At 44.9% G+C, this 20,017-nt stretch carries 15 protein-coding genes; 7 read left to right on the plus strand and 8 right to left on the minus strand.

Features of this window, described 5'->3' with window-relative positions:
* The 4 genes from LIN78_RS17435 to LIN78_RS17450 all read right to left on the minus strand — a co-directional run.
* Positions 1-1,374, minus strand: a 1,374-nt coding sequence (locus tag LIN78_RS17435) for a bifunctional 5-dehydro-2-deoxygluconokinase/5-dehydro-2-deoxyphosphogluconate aldolase (RefSeq protein ID WP_227182165.1), incomplete at its 3' end; no start/stop codon positions are given.
* A gap of 32 nt (positions 1,375-1,406) precedes the next feature.
* Positions 1,407-2,192 carry an ATP-binding cassette domain-containing protein gene (locus tag LIN78_RS17440; protein ID WP_227182166.1) on the minus strand — a complete coding sequence of 262 codons (786 nt, stop codon included), beginning with the start codon at positions 2,190-2,192 and terminating at the stop codon, positions 1,407-1,409.
* Between the two features lie 5 nt (positions 2,193-2,197).
* A complete protein-coding gene (locus tag LIN78_RS17445; protein ID WP_227182167.1) occupies positions 2,198-3,322 on the minus strand; it encodes an ABC transporter permease in 1,125 nt (374 codons plus the stop codon).
* A 213-nt stretch (positions 3,323-3,535) separates the two neighbouring features.
* Positions 3,536-4,567, minus strand: coding sequence for a sugar ABC transporter substrate-binding protein (locus LIN78_RS17450; protein WP_227182168.1), 1,032 nt, complete (start codon positions 4,565-4,567; stop codon positions 3,536-3,538).
* A gap of 318 nt (positions 4,568-4,885) precedes the next feature.
* On the opposite strand from LIN78_RS17450, the gene LIN78_RS17455 reads away from it, so the two are divergent.
* The 4 genes from LIN78_RS17455 to ushA all read left to right on the plus strand — a co-directional run bounded on the left by LIN78_RS17455 (position 4,886) and on the right by ushA (position 9,668).
* Positions 4,886-5,758 (plus strand): MurR/RpiR family transcriptional regulator, encoded by an 873-nt coding sequence (locus tag LIN78_RS17455; protein ID WP_227182169.1) that lies wholly within the window; start codon positions 4,886-4,888, stop codon positions 5,756-5,758.
* Positions 5,751-6,737, plus strand: a complete 987-nt coding sequence (gene iolG, locus LIN78_RS17460; protein WP_227182170.1) for an inositol 2-dehydrogenase — start codon at positions 5,751-5,753, stop codon at positions 6,735-6,737. The genes LIN78_RS17455 and iolG overlap by 8 nt, the downstream gene beginning before the upstream one ends.
* A 66-nt stretch (positions 6,738-6,803) precedes the next feature.
* Positions 6,804-7,826 (plus strand): Gfo/Idh/MocA family oxidoreductase, encoded by a 1,023-nt coding sequence (locus LIN78_RS17465; RefSeq protein WP_227182171.1) that lies wholly within the window; start codon positions 6,804-6,806, stop codon positions 7,824-7,826.
* Positions 7,827-8,033: 207 nt separating this feature from the next.
* On the plus strand, positions 8,034-9,668 hold the full coding sequence (ushA, locus tag LIN78_RS17470) for a bifunctional UDP-sugar hydrolase/5'-nucleotidase UshA (RefSeq protein ID WP_264474664.1): 1,635 nt from the start codon (positions 8,034-8,036) through the stop codon (positions 9,666-9,668).
* 13 nt (positions 9,669-9,681) lie between these two features.
* Here the strand turns inward: ushA and LIN78_RS17475 are convergent, their stop codons facing one another.
* Entirely contained in the window at positions 9,682-10,674 is a 993-nt protein-coding gene (locus LIN78_RS17475; protein WP_227182172.1) for a LacI family DNA-binding transcriptional regulator, read from the minus strand.
* 243 nt (positions 10,675-10,917) lie between these two features.
* Between LIN78_RS17475 and LIN78_RS17480 the strand changes: the two genes are divergently transcribed.
* The gene (locus LIN78_RS17480) at positions 10,918-11,718 is read left to right on the plus strand and encodes a TIM barrel protein (protein ID WP_227182173.1); all 801 of its coding nucleotides are present in this window, start codon (positions 10,918-10,920) and stop codon (positions 11,716-11,718) included.
* A gap of 71 nt (positions 11,719-11,789) precedes the next feature.
* Here LIN78_RS17480 and pepN read toward each other — a convergent pair whose 3' ends face one another.
* From pepN to LIN78_RS17495, 3 genes are all read right to left on the minus strand, one after another.
* Positions 11,790-14,438, minus strand: a complete 2,649-nt coding sequence (pepN, locus tag LIN78_RS17485; protein ID WP_227182174.1) for an aminopeptidase N — start codon at positions 14,436-14,438, stop codon at positions 11,790-11,792.
* A 67-nt stretch (positions 14,439-14,505) separates the two neighbouring features.
* Positions 14,506-16,341 carry a M61 family metallopeptidase gene (locus LIN78_RS17490; RefSeq protein ID WP_227182175.1) on the minus strand — a complete coding sequence of 612 codons (1,836 nt, stop codon included), beginning with the start codon at positions 16,339-16,341 and terminating at the stop codon, positions 14,506-14,508.
* A 180-nt stretch (positions 16,342-16,521) separates the two neighbouring features.
* On the minus strand, positions 16,522-17,790 hold the full coding sequence (locus tag LIN78_RS17495) for a hypothetical protein (protein ID WP_227182176.1): 1,269 nt from the start codon (positions 17,788-17,790) through the stop codon (positions 16,522-16,524).
* Between the two features lie 379 nt (positions 17,791-18,169).
* Here LIN78_RS17495 and fnr point away from each other — a divergent pair, with 379 nt between their 5' ends.
* Both fnr and LIN78_RS17505 read left to right on the plus strand, forming a co-directional pair.
* On the plus strand, positions 18,170-18,922 hold the full coding sequence (gene fnr, locus LIN78_RS17500; protein ID WP_227182177.1) for a fumarate/nitrate reduction transcriptional regulator Fnr: 753 nt from the start codon (positions 18,170-18,172) through the stop codon (positions 18,920-18,922).
* A gap of 153 nt (positions 18,923-19,075) precedes the next feature.
* On the plus strand, positions 19,076-20,008 hold the full coding sequence (locus LIN78_RS17505; RefSeq protein ID WP_227182178.1) for a LysR family transcriptional regulator: 933 nt from the start codon (positions 19,076-19,078) through the stop codon (positions 20,006-20,008).
* Positions 20,009-20,017 lie beyond the last annotated feature (9 nt).

Below are 20,017 nucleotides of genomic sequence, written 5' to 3' on the forward strand. Positions count from 1 at the left end.
GGAACGTCCTAGATCAAACTCGAGTGGGTTCGATAATGGTAGCTCTACCGGACGACCAATCCACCAGTTGCGGCCAGAGGCGGCGCTGAGTGCATCTTGTCCATAACGGTCATCTGCGAGGATACCTACTTTGCCTGCTAAACCCAGTTCGGCTTCGACTTCGCCAACCGCTTGCACAAACAGTTGTTTCAGTTTTGGTAGACGGCTAATGTCTGCACCGGTCTTCTGTACGACATCGAAGAATTGGTTACGGTGGTCAAATGCGAAAACTAAGACTTCGTCACGGCTAACACGCGGGACAGTCACGCGATGTAGACGGTTTAAGGTCGCGTCTTCTGCGGGTTTGGCGGGTTGATTCTTTAAGAAGTAATCCAGTTCCACCGGTGTTGGCATCGCTGGTGCACAACCATGACGACTGACCACTAGCGCGCCACATCCGTTAGCGTAACGGCAGCAGGCATCATAGTCTTCACCACGAATCCAGCCAGAGAGGAAACCAGAGATAAATGCATCCCCTGCGCCGAGTACGTTTAGCACTTCGACTTGCACGCCTTTAATGGTAAAGGCATCGTCGATCTTGGCTGGAATCGCTCCTTCGATCACACAACAACCGAGTGGACCACGCTTTACCACTAGTACAGCGGTTGGGTTCAGTTGGCGGATGGTGTTAAGAGACGTAATAACGTCCTCTGAACCACCGGCAATATTGATCTCTTCTTCGGTACCAACAATCAGGTCAAAGTACGGCAAGATGCCTTGCAAGTGTTTGCTGACTTGGTCGTTGGCGATAAAACGGGTTTCGCCATCACCTTTGCCGGTTAAGCCCCACAACACTGGACGATAGTCGATGTCGATTACCGTACGGACGTTGCTATTGCGAGCTGCTTTAAGGGCTTTGACGGACGCTGCATGTACCGTTGGGGTAGAGAAATGCGTACCGGTAATGAGTAGCGCTTTGCTCTTGGCGATAAACGCTTCGTCGATATCCGCTTCGGTCAGTGCCATGTCGGCACAGTGATCCCGATAGAACAGCAAAGGGAAGGTGTCGCGGTCTTTCAGACCTAGCATCACCAATCCGGTGAGATGTTCTGAATCCTTCTCTAGATGAGAGACATCGCAACCTTCTGCGCTAAGGGTATCAATCAGGAACTGACCCATTTGTTCGTCGCCCACCCGGGACAACATCGCTGACTTTAGACCCAGACGGGCGGTGCCAAAAGCGATGTTGCCGGAAGAGCCGCCCAGGTATTTGGCGAAACTTGCTGCGTCTTCCAGTGGCGAACCCACTTGGTGCGCGTACAAGTCTACCGCTACCCGGCCGATGCTGATCAGATCGAGTGTGCGATCTGCGGCAAATACGGTGTTATTCTTCATGGTGATTTTCTCTTATATCCCTAGGGCATCAATCAGATATGTACGCCGTCTAATTCGGCCATCATTTTCTGCATTTCTGCACCACCCGCCATCATGTCGAGTACTTCTTCCTTAGTGATGTTGTCTTTGGTGTAAGTACCCATCGACTGACCACGGTTTAGCAAGGTGAAGCTATCGCCAATTGGATAGGCGTGGTGAACGTTGTGGGTAATGAAAATCACGGAAATACCACGTTCACGTGCTTTGTGAATTAACTTCAATACGTTAAATGACTGTTTAACACCCAATGCTGCGGTTGGCTCATCTAGAATCAACACTCGTGCGCCGAAGTGAATTGCACGGGCAATCGCCAAACACTGCTTTTCACCACCAGACATGGTACCGATTGGCTGGTCTGCGTCGCGGATACGGATACCCATTTCACCTAGTTTTTCACGAGCGGTGTTTGCCATCAAATCGTGATCTAGTACTGGAAAGATGCCAAAACGCTTGATGATTGGCTCACGACCCATGTAGAAGTTACGTGCGACGCTCATCAATGGCACTAGTGCCAAATCTTGGTAAACCGTTGCAATCCCTTTATCTAGCGCCTGGCTAGGAGATTCAAAACGAACTGCCTTGCCATCTACTCGGTATTCACCCTTACTTGGCTTATGCACACCAGCCAAGGTTTTGATCAAGGTTGATTTACCTGCACCGTTATCACCTAATAAGCAGTGAACTTCACCCTGTTTCAGTTTTAGGTTCACGCCATTTAACGCAATCACGCTACCGAAAATTTTACTTACATTATCTAGTTCTAAGATGTATTCAGACATGATGCTTACCTCGATTCAGTTGCACGACGGCGTACGTAGTTATTGAAGATCACTGCGACTAGTAACATCAGACCAACAAACACGCGGAACCAATCCGAGTTGATGTCTGTGTAACCTAGACCAATCTGAACCACACCGAAAATTAGCGCACCGAAACACGCACCCAACACTGAACCATAACCACCAGTTAACAACGTACCGCCAATCACAGCTGCAATCGTTGCTTCAAACTCTTTCTGTAAACCACGGTCAGCGGCTGCTGAACCAATATCACATACTTGCAACACAGCAAACAAGCAAGCACATAGCGCAGTTAACACGAATAGAATAATTTTAACTTTCTTGACTGGCACACCAACGTTCTTGGCTGCATTCGCATCGCCACCAACCGCCTGAATCCAGTTACCAGCACGTGTTTTTGCTAGTACGTAAGCGGCGATTAAACCAATCACTGCCCACCAAATAATCACTTTAGGAATGCCATTCACTAGCGGTACACCTGGTTCAGATACGTCGATCCAACCTTTGTTACCCATCCAGACAAAGAAGTCATGACCAACCACACCTTGGAATAAGGCGCTAACAAGCGGATCTTTGGCTGCTGCATCACCCACACCAGACACGATGGTTTGGTTAGTGAACATCACCGCTAGTGCTAGTGTCAGACCACGCAAGATGAACAAGAATGCCAAGGTCACAATAAAGGAAGGCAGTCTGGTTTTAATCACTAAATAACCATTTAGCCAACCTACCGCGCCACTAACAACAAAGGCAAAGATGACGGAAGCCCAAACTGGCCAGCCGAAATACAGAGGAGGAATTGCAACCATCATGCCAGCGAAACCGATCATCGAACCAATCGACAAATCGAACTCACCAGCAATCATTAATAGACATGCACCAACGGAGATAATCCCCAAGTAAGCTGCCACTTGGCCCCAGTTAATCACACCGTCTAGGTTGAACATGCCAGAACCACCAGCAGAAATACCAAATACGCTGAAAACCAACAACGCACCGGCTGCTGAGGCAAACCATGGCTTATTCATTAATTTTTTGAATGGCGTTAATTCTTTAACGCGCTCATCTTTGGCTGGTGTTGGCACCGCCTGTGATGCTGAGTTATCCATCTTGGATGTCTCCTTCATTTCCTTCTTTCCTCTTTCGAGATTTAGGTAGTTTTGTTGTTTACTACCTTCTGAATATGCTGCTGTTAGCACTAGTTCTAACAGCAGTTTTTATAAATTTTTACTGACAACATCCCGTCGTCAGACACACCACCCCTTTCAGGGTGGCGTGCTTCACTTAAAACAATTTAAAGCGATGTTTGAAACAACTTCAGATTAACGGTACTGACCAGCGTACTTTTCAACTTTGGCGATGTTATCTTTTGTAACAAAGCCTGGGCCAGAACCGATATGACGAGGACCGTAAGCTGGTGCTAGACCGTACTCAGCTAAACGATATTGGAACTTCTTGTCTGCTTTTAGCGCTGCCTGAACTTTTGCAAGATCAGTCGTTTTGTCGCGCTTCATAATTGCCATCACAGCGATAGGGATATAACCCTGTAGGTATGGCTGTTGGTCAATCGCGAATTGGATACCACCTTGTTTGATGCCTTTACCGATTTCAGCAGACAAGTCAAAAGTAGCGAACCATAATTTGCCGAATTTACCCATTTTTTGTAGGGCTTTGATCGTTGGCTCAGCTGAAGTTGGGCCAAGTGTCAAAACAGCCTGTGTATCTGGGTTGTTACGCAAGTAAGCAGATACTTTACTTTCGATGGTGGTTGGATCATCACCAGAGTCGATGGTAGATTTTTTGTAATCTGCGCCAATTGCATCTGCGAAACCACGGCAACGCTCGAATGATGCTGGGTTAGTTGCATAGTGGTTTACGCAAAGGAATGACTTAATGCCAGACGCTTTTGCTTTTTCACCAGCACCCTTACCTGCTTCGTATTCTGGCTGACCGACGTGCATGATTGCACCTAGTTGCTCAGACTGTGCTGCAGTACCAGAGTTAATAGTGATCAATGGGATTTTTTTAGCAGTTACTTTACCCATTGAACCTTTAAGTGCGTTGAAGTCAGCAATAGAAGCAACAACACCGTCGTAGTTTTTCGCTGCAGATTGCTCAATTAAACGAGCCATGTCTGCCAAGTCACCGTTAGGTGGGTTGCGGTAATCTACTTGTACACCAAAATCTTGACCAGCTTCTTTAATTGCGTTCTTGATGGTATTCCACCAAGCATCAGAATCCGGCGCATGGCTAACTAATACAAATTTAGCCCCTGCTGCTTGCGCTCCTAAAGACATCACCATTAAAGCACCAGCAACACCACGCACCAGCTTCTTCTTGAATACAGATTGCATGTCATCCTCCTTTGGTTTGTATGTGGCGGGTCAGAGCCCACCTTTTTTGCTAACGAAGATTATTTGTTATTTCCAAACAATCCTAACCTGTCAGCTTGAGTTGAAGCATAAGCGAAAAGAATTTTTTTTGCAAACATTTTTCTTTTAGAATTTTTTTTCGGAATTTTTTTTCCATTTTTAGAAAAAGCTGCTTATAATCCACCTTACTGATGCACATACAGTAGTTAGCAACCTAAAAACAATTGCTATCTAAAACTAAAAATAGAAAATGCATTCTCAAAACATAAAAATGAATAGCGTTTTCAGAGGGAGGCCCACATGTCTGATGTTTCTGCTGCAGAGCAGTTGATGAGTAGGATTGCCAATGAGTTTGATACGCTCAGTAAGCAATTGAAGGTCATCGCAAAATATATAGAACAAAACAGGCAAGAACTCGTACTTGCAAAAATTAGCGATATTGCGAATGCCTGTGATGTACAACCATCAGCGATTGTTCGTTTTTCACAGCGCTTTGGTTTTACCGGTTTTTCTGAAATGCAGGCAGTTTTTAGAACAGATTTTGCAGCTAGCCAAAAATCTGTCCCTGCAACTAATTACCGGCAAAGGATTCGTCAATTAATTGCGACCCAACCTCAAGAACTTGGGGTGGGCGACATGACCAGAGAATTTGTGGCCGCCTGCCAAGCAGGTTTAGATGATCTATCAAGCGGCTTAAACGACAAAGAGCTGGAAAAGGCAGTTGAATTACTCGCCAAGGCAGAAAATATTTATGTACTAGGGGTAAGAAGAAATTTCTCTATCGCAAGCTACATTGCCTATGCCCTTCAGCACACCAATAAGCGGGTGCATTTAATTAATGGTTTAGGCGGCATGTATAGAGAACAAATTCGCTCAATCCGTGAGGGCGATGTGCTTATTGCCATTAGTTTTACCCCGTATGCAAAAGAAACTCGTTATTGCGTGCGTGCTGCACACCAACACAAAGCGAAAGCACTAGTCATTACCGATAGCCAGCTAAGCCCCTTGTCTCGTTATGCACATGCACTCTTAACCGTTAAGGAAGGTACAGCGTTTGCCTTCCGATCACTCACCAGCACCATCTGTCTATGCCAAGCATTATTTATTGCATTGGCTTACCGGTTGGAACTGGATATTGAAGAAACCAAGGATGTTGGAGGATACGATGATTGAAGTTGCACTGTTTGGCGCCGGTAGAATCGGTAAAATTCACGCCGCAAACCTGGTCAAGCAACCTGGTGTTAAGTTGAAGTATGTTGTTGATGTCCACGCCCCTAGCGCAGAAGCCCTAGCCGCTGAGCATGGCGCAACAGTAACAAGCGTAGAAGCCGCTTTTGCAGATCCATCGATTGGTGCGGTTGTGATTGGCTCTTCAACCGATACACACGCAGATTTAATTTTGCGTGCCGCACAAGCCGGCAAACATATTTTTTGCGAAAAACCAGTGGATCTAGATGTTGCACGTGCAAAAGCTTGCGCAGAAGCAGTAGCTAAAGCAGGTGTCACTGCACTGATTGGTTTCCAACGCCGTTACGACCCAACTTTTGCAGCAGTAAAAGCTCGTATCGAATCAGGCGAAATTGGCACGCCAGAAGTATTGGTAGTGACTAGCCGTGATCCTGGCGCACCGCCAGTCAATTACATTAAGAGCTCTGGTGGCATCTTTAAAGACATGCTAATCCATGACTTTGATATCTTCCGTTGGATTTTGGATGACGAAGCCGTCAGCGTTTACGCACAAGGCTCTTGCCTAGTTGATCCAGCGATTGCTGAAGCCGGTGATGTGGATACCACTGCCGTTACCATCCGCACAAAATCTGGCCGTTTATGCCAGATTAACACTAGCCGCCGTGCAGCATATGGTTACGACCAACGCTTTGAAGTAATGGGCAGCAAAGGTATGTTGCAAGCGGGTAATCACCGCCCTACCGAAGTAACTGCTTACACCGCTGAAAAAGTCACTTCAGATCTTCCTGAACACTTCTTCCTAGAGCGTTATCGCAATGCATATGCGATTGAAATGGCGCATTTTGTAGAAGCAATCACCAACGGTACACCAGTAAAAACAACCGTTGCAGATGGTTTGAAAGCGCTAGAACTAGCAGAAGCGGCAACCCTTTCTTGGAAAGAAGGCCGCATCGTTAATCTGTAATTCAGAAAAACGATAGAAAACAAAGGCCTCTTTGAAAGAGGCCTTTGTTAAATAAAGAGGAAGATCATGAAAACATCAGTCAACATTGGTATTGTTGGTTTAGGCCGTTTAGGCAAACGCCATGCAGAAAATTTAGCTAGCCGTGTACCAGGCGCTAAATTAGTTGCCGCTGTAAGCCCTGTACCCTCAGAACGTGAATGGGCACAAACAAATCTTGGCTTAACCAGCATTTATGATTCATTAGAAGCATTGCTGAGCCACCCAGACCTAGATGCAGTTTGGTTAGTTACCCCGACATCCTTACATGCAGAACAAATTGAAATCGTGCTAAAAGCTGGTAAGCACGTTTTCTGCGAAAAACCATTATCGTTAGATTTAAACACTTGCGATCGTGTACTGTCATTAGCGCAAGATCATCCAAACCAAGTCGCGATGATCGGCTTTATGCGCCGCTTTGATGCGGGTTATGCTGCAGCTAAATCTCGCCTTAGCGAAGGGAAATTAGGTACGCTATACCGTATTCATTGCGAATCCCATGACCCAATCGATCCAGATGGTTTCTTTGTGAAATTCGCCCCAACTTCTGGCGGCATTTTCTTAGATTGTTGCATTCACGATATCGACTTAGTCCGTTGGATGGTTGATGGCAGCAAGCCAGTACGTGTATTTGCAAATGGCACTCGTACCCAATACCCAGGCTTAGCCGCGTGTAATGATGTAGATACCGCAAATGCAACCGTTGAGTTTGAAAATGGCGTTTTAGCAAGCTTCTTTGTTTCTCGTACCTCTTACCGTGGCTACGAAGCAACGATGGATCTAACCGGTACAGAGGGTGCATTACGCGTAGGTCGCAACCTTCAAGCCGTTCCATTGATTGAAGAAAACAATCAGCAACAACACGTTAGTGGTTTACCTGATTTCTTTGCCCGTTTTAACGATGCGTTCTTAATTGAAGCAAAAGCTTTTGTTGATACGATTTTGACTGGCAAGAAATCGCCATTGACACTAGAAGATGCACGTGAAGCGGCAAAAATTGCAATTGCCATGCGTGATGCCTTGGAAAGTGGGCAAGTCATCAACTTGAACTGATGACTGAATTGTTTTGACTCTCTTACTGACAAGGATGGGCTAGCCCCATCCTTTTTTTTGGCATTTAGTCGCTAATATCAGGTCACCAATCATGAATAGCTAACCAAGCTACAGATATTTTCACAAAAAAATCTACATTTACCCTAGCCATTATACCAATCAGTTGCCACAATCTGACCATTCGATCAGTCAAATGGAGATTGCAGCATGCTTGCTCGGAAAGCCGGTTTATCATTCACCATTAGCACCCTCCTCTGCAGCCCTCTCATTAGCCAAGCCAGCCCGCTGCCTAATCAGACATATCACCTGACCATCCTTCATACCAATGATAATCATGGCCGATTCTGGCGAAACAATGATGGCGAATACGGCATGGCTGCGCGCAAAACGGTGATTGACCAAATCCGTGCAGAAGTAAAAGCTGCGGGTGGATATTCTCTATTACTTGATGGGGGCGATGTAAACACCGGTGTTCCAGAATCTGACATGCAAGATGCGGAACCTGATTTTAAAGGGATGAATCTACTTGGCTACGATGCCATGGCAGTGGGCAACCACGAGTTTGATAAATCCCCAACCGTCTTAGCCAAACAAAGAAAATGGGCAAAGTTTCCCATGTTATCTGCCAATATTTTAAGAAATGGTAAACCCTTCTTTAAGCCCTACCAAATTTTTAGCTTTGGCAAACTGAAAGTCGCTGTTGTTGGGTTTACCACAGACGATACGGTCAAACTAAGTAATCCTGAAAACACGGCTGGGCTAACCTTTAAAAAACCAGCAGACATCGCCAAACAACTGATTCCACAGCTACGTAAAAAAGCAGATATTGTCATCGCCGCTACCCATATGGGGCATTACACCAATGGAAATCATGGCATCAATGCAGAAGGCGATGTGGAAATGGCGCGCCAAGTCACTGGCTTAGATCTAATTGTTGGGGGGCATAGCCAAAACCCGGTATGCATGCTTTCTGAAACAGAACGTAACGATGCCTACATTCCTGGAACCGCTTGTGCGCCAGACAAACAAAATGGCGCATGGATTGTGCAAGCACATGAATGGGGCAAATACGTTGGACGTGCAGATTTTGAATACCGTAATGGTGTATTTAGTTTAGTGAAATACCAACTCATCCCCATTAACTTAAAGAAAACAGTAAAAGGAGATGATGGAAAAGACCAGAAAGTACTCTATACAGAAGCGATTCCAGAAAATGCAGATTTACTCGCATTTCTGACACCCTATCAAGAAAAAGGCCAAGCAGCACTCTCAGAAGAAGTCGCAATGAGCGATGGTAAGCTAATAGGTGATCGTGCGGTCGTACGCAGCACCCCCACCAATCTTGGTAATATGATTGCAACGGCAATGAAAGAGAAAGCCAAAGCAGACTTTGCCCTAATGAATGCAGGCGGTATTCGTGATTCCATCTCTGCAGGCAAAATTACCTACAAAGATATTCTGAAAGTCCAACCGTTTGGTAATACCTTGGTGTATATCGATCTATCTGGCAAAGAGGCGTTAGACTATCTGAAAGCAGCAGCAAAAATGACCGCTGGCTCCGGTGCATTTCCTCAGTTAGCAGGCGTTAGCCTACAGATGAAGCAAGGCGAATTGGTAGAAGCGAAGATCAATGGTCAAGTAATTGATCCCAACAAAACCTATCGGCTAGCATTAAATAACTTTACTGCTGCTGGCGGTGATGGTTATCCAAAACTTAATCAGCACCCTGGCTATGTGAACACTGGTTTTGTTGATGCAGATGTATTAAAGCAATTCTTGGCAGCAAGAAAACAGATTACCATTGCAGAGTTTGAGGCTAGCAATCCAATTAGCAACGAGTAATTCACACACGATACTATGTGGTCTGACGGGGTAATAATTGCCCTGTCAGACTGACAGACTGCTGCGGTTTTCTACCTTTTATCATCTCGACCAACTCTACAACCATCTCTTCTAATGGTTGGGCATAGCTAGTGATGTCATAAGCGGCCAGTGCGGCAATTTCAGTGCCATCAAATCCGGTTACCGCCATTTGTTCTGGTACTCGCAAGTGAAACTCATCCCTTAGTACATCCATCGCCCCAATTGCAAGCACATCATTCTCGCAAATCAACACATCAGGCCAACTCTCTCTTGGCAATATCATCAAATGCTGTTTAATGACTTCTTTTGCCGAGTTGACTGAGTAATCTGTAGACTGGATTCGATGAACCGTTGTTTGGCAGGTTGACGCCCAATACGACTGAACAAATTGATAACGACCCAGCCCTGTCGATACTACATCTGGCCCGGAAAGATACAAGGGATGCCGATACCCTTTTTGCTGTAAATGCTCACAAATAGCCTGCATCGCACTTATTGGATCACAATCAACATAGGGAACATCATCAAGCTTAGATTGGCGAGCAAACACAAATAATGGCGGTGCACCGGCAGCAGTTTTTCTATTTTGGATCATTTCTGGACGAAATCCCGTCCCTACCAAGACCATCGCATCTACTTGGCGCTGTGCTGCATTTAACATGGCAGCCAGGTGATCAAACTCATCATTGATATTAATTAATACGGATGCCATGCCTTCTAATTGCAATTTTTTGGTCAATGCTTCAAGCGCTGGTAATTTGTGTGGATTAGCAAAATCGTCAACCAAAATTGCAATTAAGTTGGTCTGGTTAGTAGCCAAACTTCTTGCGAGTAAATTAGGTGCATAACCTAACTTTGCTGCTTCAATTAAGATTTTCTCCCGGCTACGCTCAGAAATAGATGCCCCTGGGGTAAATGCCCGGATCACTGTCCATTTCGAAACACCAGCAGCTTTCGCTACATCTGCAGCAGTCGGTTTTGACATGTAATTTCCAAAAAAATAGCAAACAATTAGTAACGACAATCACTTATTCTGCATTTACTGCTCGCAATCGTTACTATCAACATCAATTTCACCTCATGATTATCGGCTACTCTACTTACCATTTGCAACCGGTAGCATTTCATTTTACTCTGCAATCTACCGCTAATTGGTTACGAACCAACCCTCAAATGCTACCGGTAGCAAATTAATCATGATTAACAAATGGCAAGTCTGGAGACACAAATGAACCACCAAAGTTTTTGCCCATTTAATCTTGCGGTTTCTTCAGAGATGGTTTTTCTCAAGCTCCCCGTTTTAGAGCGGGTAAAGCGTATACATGAAGCCGGTTTTTGCGTAGAAATCTGGGATTGGACCAAACACGACATCAAAGCACTCGCCGCCACTGGCGCCACCTTTACTTCAATGACAGGCTATGTCACCGGCACGTTAAGCGACGATGATGGCGCGGAAGAACTACTTAAAACAGCCAAGCAATCTATCCCTGTAGCAAAAGAGCTTGGTATTCCTAGTTTAAATTTGCATGGGACAGGGTTAGATAACAAAGGTTTACCTGTAAAGCCGATCACAAATGTCACGGGAGCAATGTGGATTAAGGCGTATGACACACTACACCGATTAGCAGATCTAGGAGCAAAAGAAGGTGTAACCTTTGTGCTAGAAAACCTCAACACGGCAGTTGATCATCCCGGTGTGCCATTTGCAAAAGCTGAAGATTGTTTAGCCTTAGTCTCTGCAGTAAACAAGCCAAGTATGAAAATGATGCTTGATCTCTACCATGCGCAGATTGGTGAAGGAAATCTAATCGACTTGCTTATTCGAGCCTTACCTCATATAGGGGAAATTCAGGTTGCCGATGTTCCAGGTCGATGCGAACCCGGAACTGGCGAAATCAATTATCCAGTCATTGCAGAAGCACTTTATACAATGGGATACAAAGGGACGATAGGAATGGAAGGTTGGGCATCTGGAGATGACGAACTTGCGCTAAAACGGTTTAAACAAGCATTTACCCTACAACGCTAGCAGAATGAACCCAGAAAAAAGCCTACTGCATGTTATATACAGTAGGCTTTTTCGGCTTCCTAAACAACAGCTTAGCTATTTAATGCCTTCGTCACAATTTCATACACATCCGAAGATAAACCCGGGTGTGCAGCAACGCGTGACAAGGCTGCCTTCATCAAACCTTGTCTTGCTGAATCGTACTTCTTCCAACGATTAAACGCACTGGCCACACGAGAGGCAACTTGCGGGTTGATATCATTTAGCGCAATTACCTGATCCGCGATAAATGCATAGCCTTCACCACTTGCTGCATGGAAGTGAACAGGATTAGCAGCAGAGAAGCTCCGGATTAGCGAATACACCTTGTTCGGGTTGGTTAGCGTGAACGCTGGGTGGGTCAACAATGAGCGTACTTTTTCCAATGTATTTGGTTTGCAACTAGTCGATTGCAACGCAAACCACTTATCCATCACCAACGGATAACCTTTATAACGCTCATAGAATACCGCCAAGGCTTCTTCCGCTAGCGGATGATCATACTGTACCAATACAGCCAATGAGGCTTGCTGGTCGGTCATGTTATCTGCTGTATCAAATTGCGTTTTTGCTAGTTGTAGCCCTGCTTCACCCAATGTTTCCACTAAATAAGCTAAGCACACATTTCGTAGGGCACGCTTGGCAGAAGCCTCTCCGTTCCAAACGTATTTAGTTTGCGTCAATTCTTGATAACGCTCAGATAGTAGCGGTTGCAACTCTGCAGCTAAAGCACGGCGTACAAACTGTCTTGCTTGGTGAATCGCATCTGGATTTGCAACGTCCATTACTTCTGCTAACCACGTTTCAGATGGTAAGGTTAGAATTTGCGCAGCCAAGGCAGGGTCTAGTTCACGATCTGCCAACACTTTACCAAATGCATTGACTAAGGCAGCGTCTAGTACCAACGGTTGCCCTGCGGCAATTGAATCCACCAACCCTAACAGTACCTTTTCCGCCAATTGCTGACCAGCATCCCAACGGTTGAACGCATCTACATCATTCGCTAACAAGAAAGCTAGTTCAGATGGCTGATACGCATATTGCAACTTCACTGGTGCGGAATAACCACGTAGTAACGATGGAATCGGTTTAGCTGCTAATCCGGTAAACACAAAAGATTGGCTTGCTTCAGTGATGGATAACACTAGTTCATCCGTTGCCTCAGATGAACTTCCTTTCAACTGAAGTGGTAATACTTGGCCTGCCGCATCCAATAAACCCATTTTCACAGGGATATGGAAGGGTTGTTTTTCTGTTTGTCCAGGGGTTGCAGGGCAAGTTTGGGTGAAGGTTAGTGTATATTCCCCAGCAGTCGCATTATATGCATCGTTCACTTGCAATACTGGTGTACCCGCTTGGCTATACCAGTGTTTAAATTGGCTAAGATCCACTCCATTTGCATCTTGCATGGCAGCGACAAAATCTTCGGTCGTCACCGCTTGGCCATCATGGCGATGGAAGTACAAGTCCATCCCTTTTTGAAAGCCTTCTTCCCCTAGCAAGGTGTGCTGCATGCGGATCACTTCCGCACCTTTTTCATACACAGTCACGGTATAGAAGTTATTAATTTCAATATAGCTATCCGGGCGAATCGGATGCGCCATTGGGCCCGCATCTTCAGGAAACTGATGGGTACGCAAGGTACGCACTTGATCAATTCGCTCGACGGCACGAGACCCTAAATCCATACTGAATTCTTGATCACGGAATACGGTCAGCCCCTCTTTTAGGCTTAATTGGAACCAATCGCGGCAAGTAACTCGGTTGCCTGTCCAGTTATGGAAATACTCGTGTCCGATCACAGACTCAATACCAGCAAAATCCACGTCAGTAGCGGTTTCTTGCTTCGCCAACACATATTTCGTATTGAAGATGTTGAGGCCTTTGTTTTCCATAGCGCCCATGGTGAAATCGCTCACCGCAACGATCATATAAATATCGAGATCGTATTCCAAACCAAAGCGCTCCTCATCCCAGCGCATTGCATTTTTGAGCGATTGCATCGCGTGTGGACACTGGTCTAAATTGCCTGCTTCAACCCATATTTGTAAGGTAACCGCACGACCAGAACGGGTAACAAAACGATCTTCCAGCTTCACTAATCGACCAGCAACTAATGCAAATAGATAAGCAGGCTTACGGAATGGATCTACCCATTTCACCCAATGACGACCTTTACCAGAATCGCCCTGCCCCACTTGGTTACCATTCGATAACAACACCGGGTATAGCTGTTTATCTGCAATGATGGTGGTAGAAAAACGCGCCATCACATCTGGGCGATCTAGGTAATACATAATCCGGCGAAAGCCTTCTGCTTCGCACTGGGTATAGTAGTTATGGCCAGACTTATACAAACCTGATAACGCCGTATTCTTATGCGGCTCGATTCGAGTTTCTAGGTCCAAGAAAAATGACTCTGGGACATCATGGATGGTGAGGTGATCAGCAGAGCTTTCTACTTTATCTTCTGGCCAAGTATCTCCATCAATCTTGACAGACACCAATGTCAGTCCATCCCCCACTAACTGTAACGCACCTTGTTTGTCGGCACTTACAGAGTTACGAGACATCATCATACGAGCAGATACGATAGTATGGTCGTCTTGAAGATCAAACTTTAGATCCACACGGTCGATCAAAAATGGAGATGGCAGATAATCTTTTAAATAAATGGTTTTTGGTGCTTCGTTATGTCTCATGCTTTGCACTCTACTCTATGGTGTATTGATCGGCACAACTCATCTGATTGCACCGAGTTCAGTTCGTTCATTTTGCAAACAACCAAGCTTTTCTGTCTGCGTGTTCTTCTTGATTTACTTTTAACCCGACCGTGTCAGCCGCTGGGCAGCGCAATTGCAAGTTAAATGTTTTTAATTTTTCTTTTCTAAATGCGTGGATAGTCACAGGCTTATCTAATGGTAATCTTGTGAGTACATTTTCTAGCTGGCTATGAACCGCTTTCACCCCATCAATAGCAATCATTATATCGCCAACATGGAACCCTGCCGCTTCGCCTGCCCCACCATTTACAACACCTTGCACTTTAATCCCTAATGCATCTGCCCCAAGGCGCATGCCAATTGCGGGAAGAGGTTTCTTCACCGCATCTACCCACTTACCACCTTTATCTGCCAGACTTTCAACCGGACGCAACTGAGTAGTAAGGCCCATAAAAGCCAAACCATCTAATAATGGCGTGATTAAGTCGCTTGGTGTGCGCAAATGGGTATCAAAGAAAGATTGATAAGCGTCACCAATCACGTCTAATGCGATCGACTCCCACTCAGACTCTTGCAAACCCTTGCCGGACTCATCAAAAAATTTACCTACCCGATGCCAAAGCGCCAGCATGATATCGTCTAAAGACTTACCCTCTTGTCGCAAAGTTAAGTCTAATAAACATGCGAACAACCCACCTTTAACATAGTAGCTAGCCAGTGCATTTGGACTGTTTTCATCTTGGCGATAATACTTAATCCAAGCATCAAAACTCGCATCCTCTAACGACTGCTTACGCGCACCAGGGCTACGTAAAGTGGCCGTCATGTTCTTGGCGAGCGTTTCTATATATAGCTGTTCAGAAATAACACCAGATCTAGCCAACATTAAATCATCGTAATAACTGGTGATCCCCTCAAACGCCCACAATAATCTTGAATAAGCTTCATTAGCCAAATCATAAGGGGCATAAGCAGCTGGTTTTAGGCGTTTTACATTCCAATTGTGGAAATATTCGTGACTAATCAAACCTAGTAATTGCTGGTATCCTGCATTCGGTTGCTCTTCAGCGTCAAAGGCAGGCATATCCCCTCTGCTAGCAATCAAGGCTGTCGAGTTACGATGCTCTAATCCACCATATCCATCATGGGTTAAATACAATAAAAACAGATATCGTGAATACGGTGCGCGTGGAGAGTCTTTAGCATCAGCAAAGAAACGAATCTGGGTTTCACAAATCTTTTTTGTATCTTGAATAAGCCGATTAGCATCCCCGTAATGCCCACCACTAATCACCATATAGTGCGGGGTGCCGCAAGCATCAAAACTCAGAATGTCTAATTGACCACATTCAATGGGGCAATCCACTAGCTGATCATAGTTTTTAGCCGCTAAGGTTGCAAAGCTCCACTCTGCTGCCTGATTATCTAAATAATCCAAGCCAGTTGCTAATTGCCAGTTCTCAAAAAACGAGGTGTGATCTGGTGTAACGGTTAATGCAATCGGTTGATCCTCTTGCCCGACAACCGCCAAACAGACCGCCGCCGGGTTGATAAATGCACGATCACGGTCAAAATACGCAGTCCGCACAGATTCATCAAACGCGTACACTTGGTATCGAATGGTTAAAGCACCAGCAACTGGCGCGACTTGCCAAGTCGATTTCTCTAGCTTTTGAATATCGACTAACTCACCTGCAGCATTGACCGCCTCAATAGAAACAATTTGCCGAGAAAATTCACGTATCAAATAAGATCCAGGTATCCAAGTCGGCAAAAACAACTGTTGCCCAGTAGGATTTGGCTCATTCACCACTAATTCCACATCGAGTAAATGGGCATCTGGCTGACGAAGGAAGATCTTATAATTGATAGCTAAACTCATGCATACTTCCTGAATAAAGAAGGCCGAAAACCAAATTTTAACGCAATGACAAAATCAGTGCAGTATTACTGCAGCAAGACTATCTTGCCTTGATACCCAAACCACCTGTATCAAACACCATTACTCATAAAAAAACCCGCCTTCTTACGAAGACGGGCTTTCAATCACGACAGTTCTTTTTCAGGGAGTAAAAAACTGACGCGCAATAAAGTCAGCCAACAAGCGTCCTGACTCGGTTAACCATAATGTACGCTGACGCTTTTCCATCATTCCCGCATGAATCAACGGTTGAAGGCGTTTTAATTCATTTGCAAAATAGACATCAAACTGAATGAAATAGGCCAATTCAAAGGTCAAGAAATCTAAGTAGCCTAAACAAAGCAACTGCTCTACAACGGCGCGTCTGACTAACATATCTAGCGGCAATTTGCGCGCGGTCACCAAAGGTAGCTTTTCTTCAGCTAGAAAATCGACGTATTTGCCTTCGTCTGCATTAAACGATTGCACCGTTCCAATCACAGATGCTGTACTTGGCCCAACCACCACCCAATCAGTGGTAGCAGTTTCCCAGTTGCCCGCAGAATTCAAAATTAAACGACTAATACGCTGGGCACCCAACCAAGGATCACCCTGTTTCACAAACCAACCGCCAGCTAAGTGACCATAGCCTTTGTCTTCTAAGAGCTGAATCACATGATATAGCGTATCTTTTTGCTGACCCAATTTACTAGAAGCCAAGGTCGTTGTTTGAGGTAGGCGTAAACAAATTCTATCTGGCGCCAAATCCATTAAACTTTTGACATACTCAGCGGCCGGTATACCAACAGCATCACCCGCACCAATCAGTACATCTACCGCTAAGTGGCTAACGGCCTGACTTTTCAATCGCCAAAGTGCAGATAACTGACTGGCATGAAAATAAATATCTAAAGGATTAATTGCCTGCAAATAAACATTTGAATATTCAGGAATAAATGCCGGCAATACGTTATTTTCACCTTGCAAACGCAATTTAAAATTAACCGTTCCACCTGTTTCAATTGCACCTTTTCCAACCTTACCCCACCAATTTTGGATAATTTCATCTACAGAAAGTCCATTTAATGGTAATTGTAATGTTGCAGAATTAATTCTCTTACCTTCATAATTGCACAAGCGAATTTCCCATTCACTTGCAATCGCTTTTGAAAGCTGAGTTTCATCACTCACTTTGTCAGGCCAGATTTCTGTCAAGCTAACTGGTAACGACATCCGGCCAACGACAGGTTTCTGCCAAGCGCGATGCAAAGCAGCATCGTTTAATCTTGGCTGACGATATTGTTTAGTGGTAGGAAAGACCGCAATATCTTCTAGCATCAGCGATAGCGGATGATTCCAAGCTCTCGGTACCACTACCGATGGGAATTCTACGTTACTGCAATCGTACTGATCGAGTTTTAAAGGGGTCATGGCATGTGTCTAATGTAATCATGTTATGGCTCAACTATGCCGTTTTACAAAACGCCTCGTCTTGATTTTCATCAAGTTCGCGATATGCCTCTTTGCTAGAGAACGCTCTTCATGCGGTAAAATTTGTTCTATATCAATAGATTGTCGACACCCAATGATTCTTAACATGGATTAACACACTTATTTTCCAATAAAACTTTATTACGAAAACAAATGTGATTAATCAGAAAAAACAATACACAATTACCTTTCATTTTTAATTACCGTTAACGGCGAAACAACAGAAATCACGCAAAACCACTATTTTCTTTGTTAAACCCTCATCGTAATTCATAAATTAGGGTAAAATGCATTCACAGTTTATTTGGCAGCCAACGCAATGACTACTTCAAGCACAATCTCTATTCAAGAAGTTTCTTTAAAGCACCTACGGGTTGCTTGCTCTAGTTGTAGCCTGAAAGAACTTTGCCTTCCCCTAGGTTTATCTGGCGAAGAAATGACCCAGCTAGACTCGCTCATCAGCCAACGCATGCGCATCAAAAAAGGTGAGCATCTGTACAGTGCTGGTGATCCAATGGCTTCTTTATATGCAGTTCGTCTTGGATTCTTTAAGATGAGCGTGGTTTCTGAAGATGGCAGAGAACAAGTAACCGGCTTCCAAATGGCTGGCGAACTACTCGGCATGGATGCCATTAGTAACGATACACATACTTGTAGCGCCATCGCGCTAGAAGACAGTGAAGTTTGCGAAATTCCATTTGCGGAACTAGAGCAATTAAGCCGTTCTATTCCATCTTTGCAGCACAACTTCTACAAAGTCCTATCGCGTGAGATCGTCCGTGATCACGGTGTGATGATGCTGCTTGGCAATATGAAAGCAGAAGAACGTCTTGCTGCGTTCTTAATCAATCTATCTCAACGCTTTGCCTTACGTGGTTACTCTTCTAAAAACTTTATTTTGAGAATGACCCGTGAAGAAATTGGCAGCTACCTTGGTTTAAAATTAGAAACCATTAGCCGTAGCTTCTCCAAGTTCCAAGACCAAGGTTTTATCCGTGTCTCTAATAAAGAAGTGGAAATCCTTGATCTAGAAGCCTTGAAAGCCCTACTTGCTGGATGCCCAGAGAAGTAAAACCGTTCATTCAATCACTTCGTTAGTGGTATGCCACTAACGAAGTGATCTCTCCTCAGCATCTCTCGTTTAATTTGGTAACTAATAAATTCTTCTCGGTTACCCGTCTATCTAGTATTCTTCTCTTCAAGCCAAATAATTAGGATCGACTCCATGCTTAGATTGAGTTTGGAAGCATTGCAGGTACTAGATGCAATTGACAGGGAAGGTAGTTTTTCTGCAGCAGCAGAAGCACTTCACCGAGTACCCTCTGCCATTACCTATATTGTACAAAAACTCGAACAAGACTTAGGCGTTCAGATTTTTGATCGCAGTGGACACCGAGCCAAGTTAACGCAAGCAGGTATCGAATTACTGATTGAAGGTAGACACCTTCTAAAAGCCGCAACGGCTTTAGAGTCCCGCATCAAACGAGCTGCATCTGGTTGGGAAACAGAGCTCACTATTGCCCTAGACACAGTAGTTCCAACGCCTGTTATTTTCCCCTTGCTCGAGCAATTTTATCAGCAAGTAAATGGCACAAAGATTCGGCTAACGCACGAAGTATTTGGTGGTTCTTGGGATGCGCTCGTCGAAGGCCGTGCACAGCTTGTCATCGGCGCCCCCGGAGAATCCCCATCAGAAAATGATCTTGCATGTCACCAAATTGGGCAAATTGATTTTATTTTTTGCGTAGCCCCCACACATGCGCTTGCCAAAGTACCAGAACCATTATTAGCGAGTGACATTATGTGGCACCGCTCCGTTGCCGTGGCAGATAGTTCAAGGCAATTAGCCCCGCGCTCTTCAGGCATTCTCCCTGGCCAAGAAACCTTGCTCGTACCTGATATGCGCACCAAGCTAACGGCTCAATTAGCAGGCATCGCCTGTGGCTACTTGCCAAGAACACTAGCAGAACCCTACTTACAAAGCGGGCGGCTCATTCGCAAAGAAATTAATGAAAAACGAGCGAATGCCCATTTTAATTTAGCGTGGAAAAGCAAAGAAGAAGGCAAAGCACTTCAGTGGTGGATTGAGCAACTATCTACACCCTATTGGTGTAATAAAATTATGGAAAGCTGCGCGCTACTCAATCAGCCGTATTAAACAGCGGCA

The sequence above is a fragment of the Leeia speluncae genome (genome assembly GCF_020564625.1).
GTDB lineage: Bacteria > Pseudomonadota > Gammaproteobacteria > Burkholderiales > Leeiaceae > Leeia > Leeia speluncae.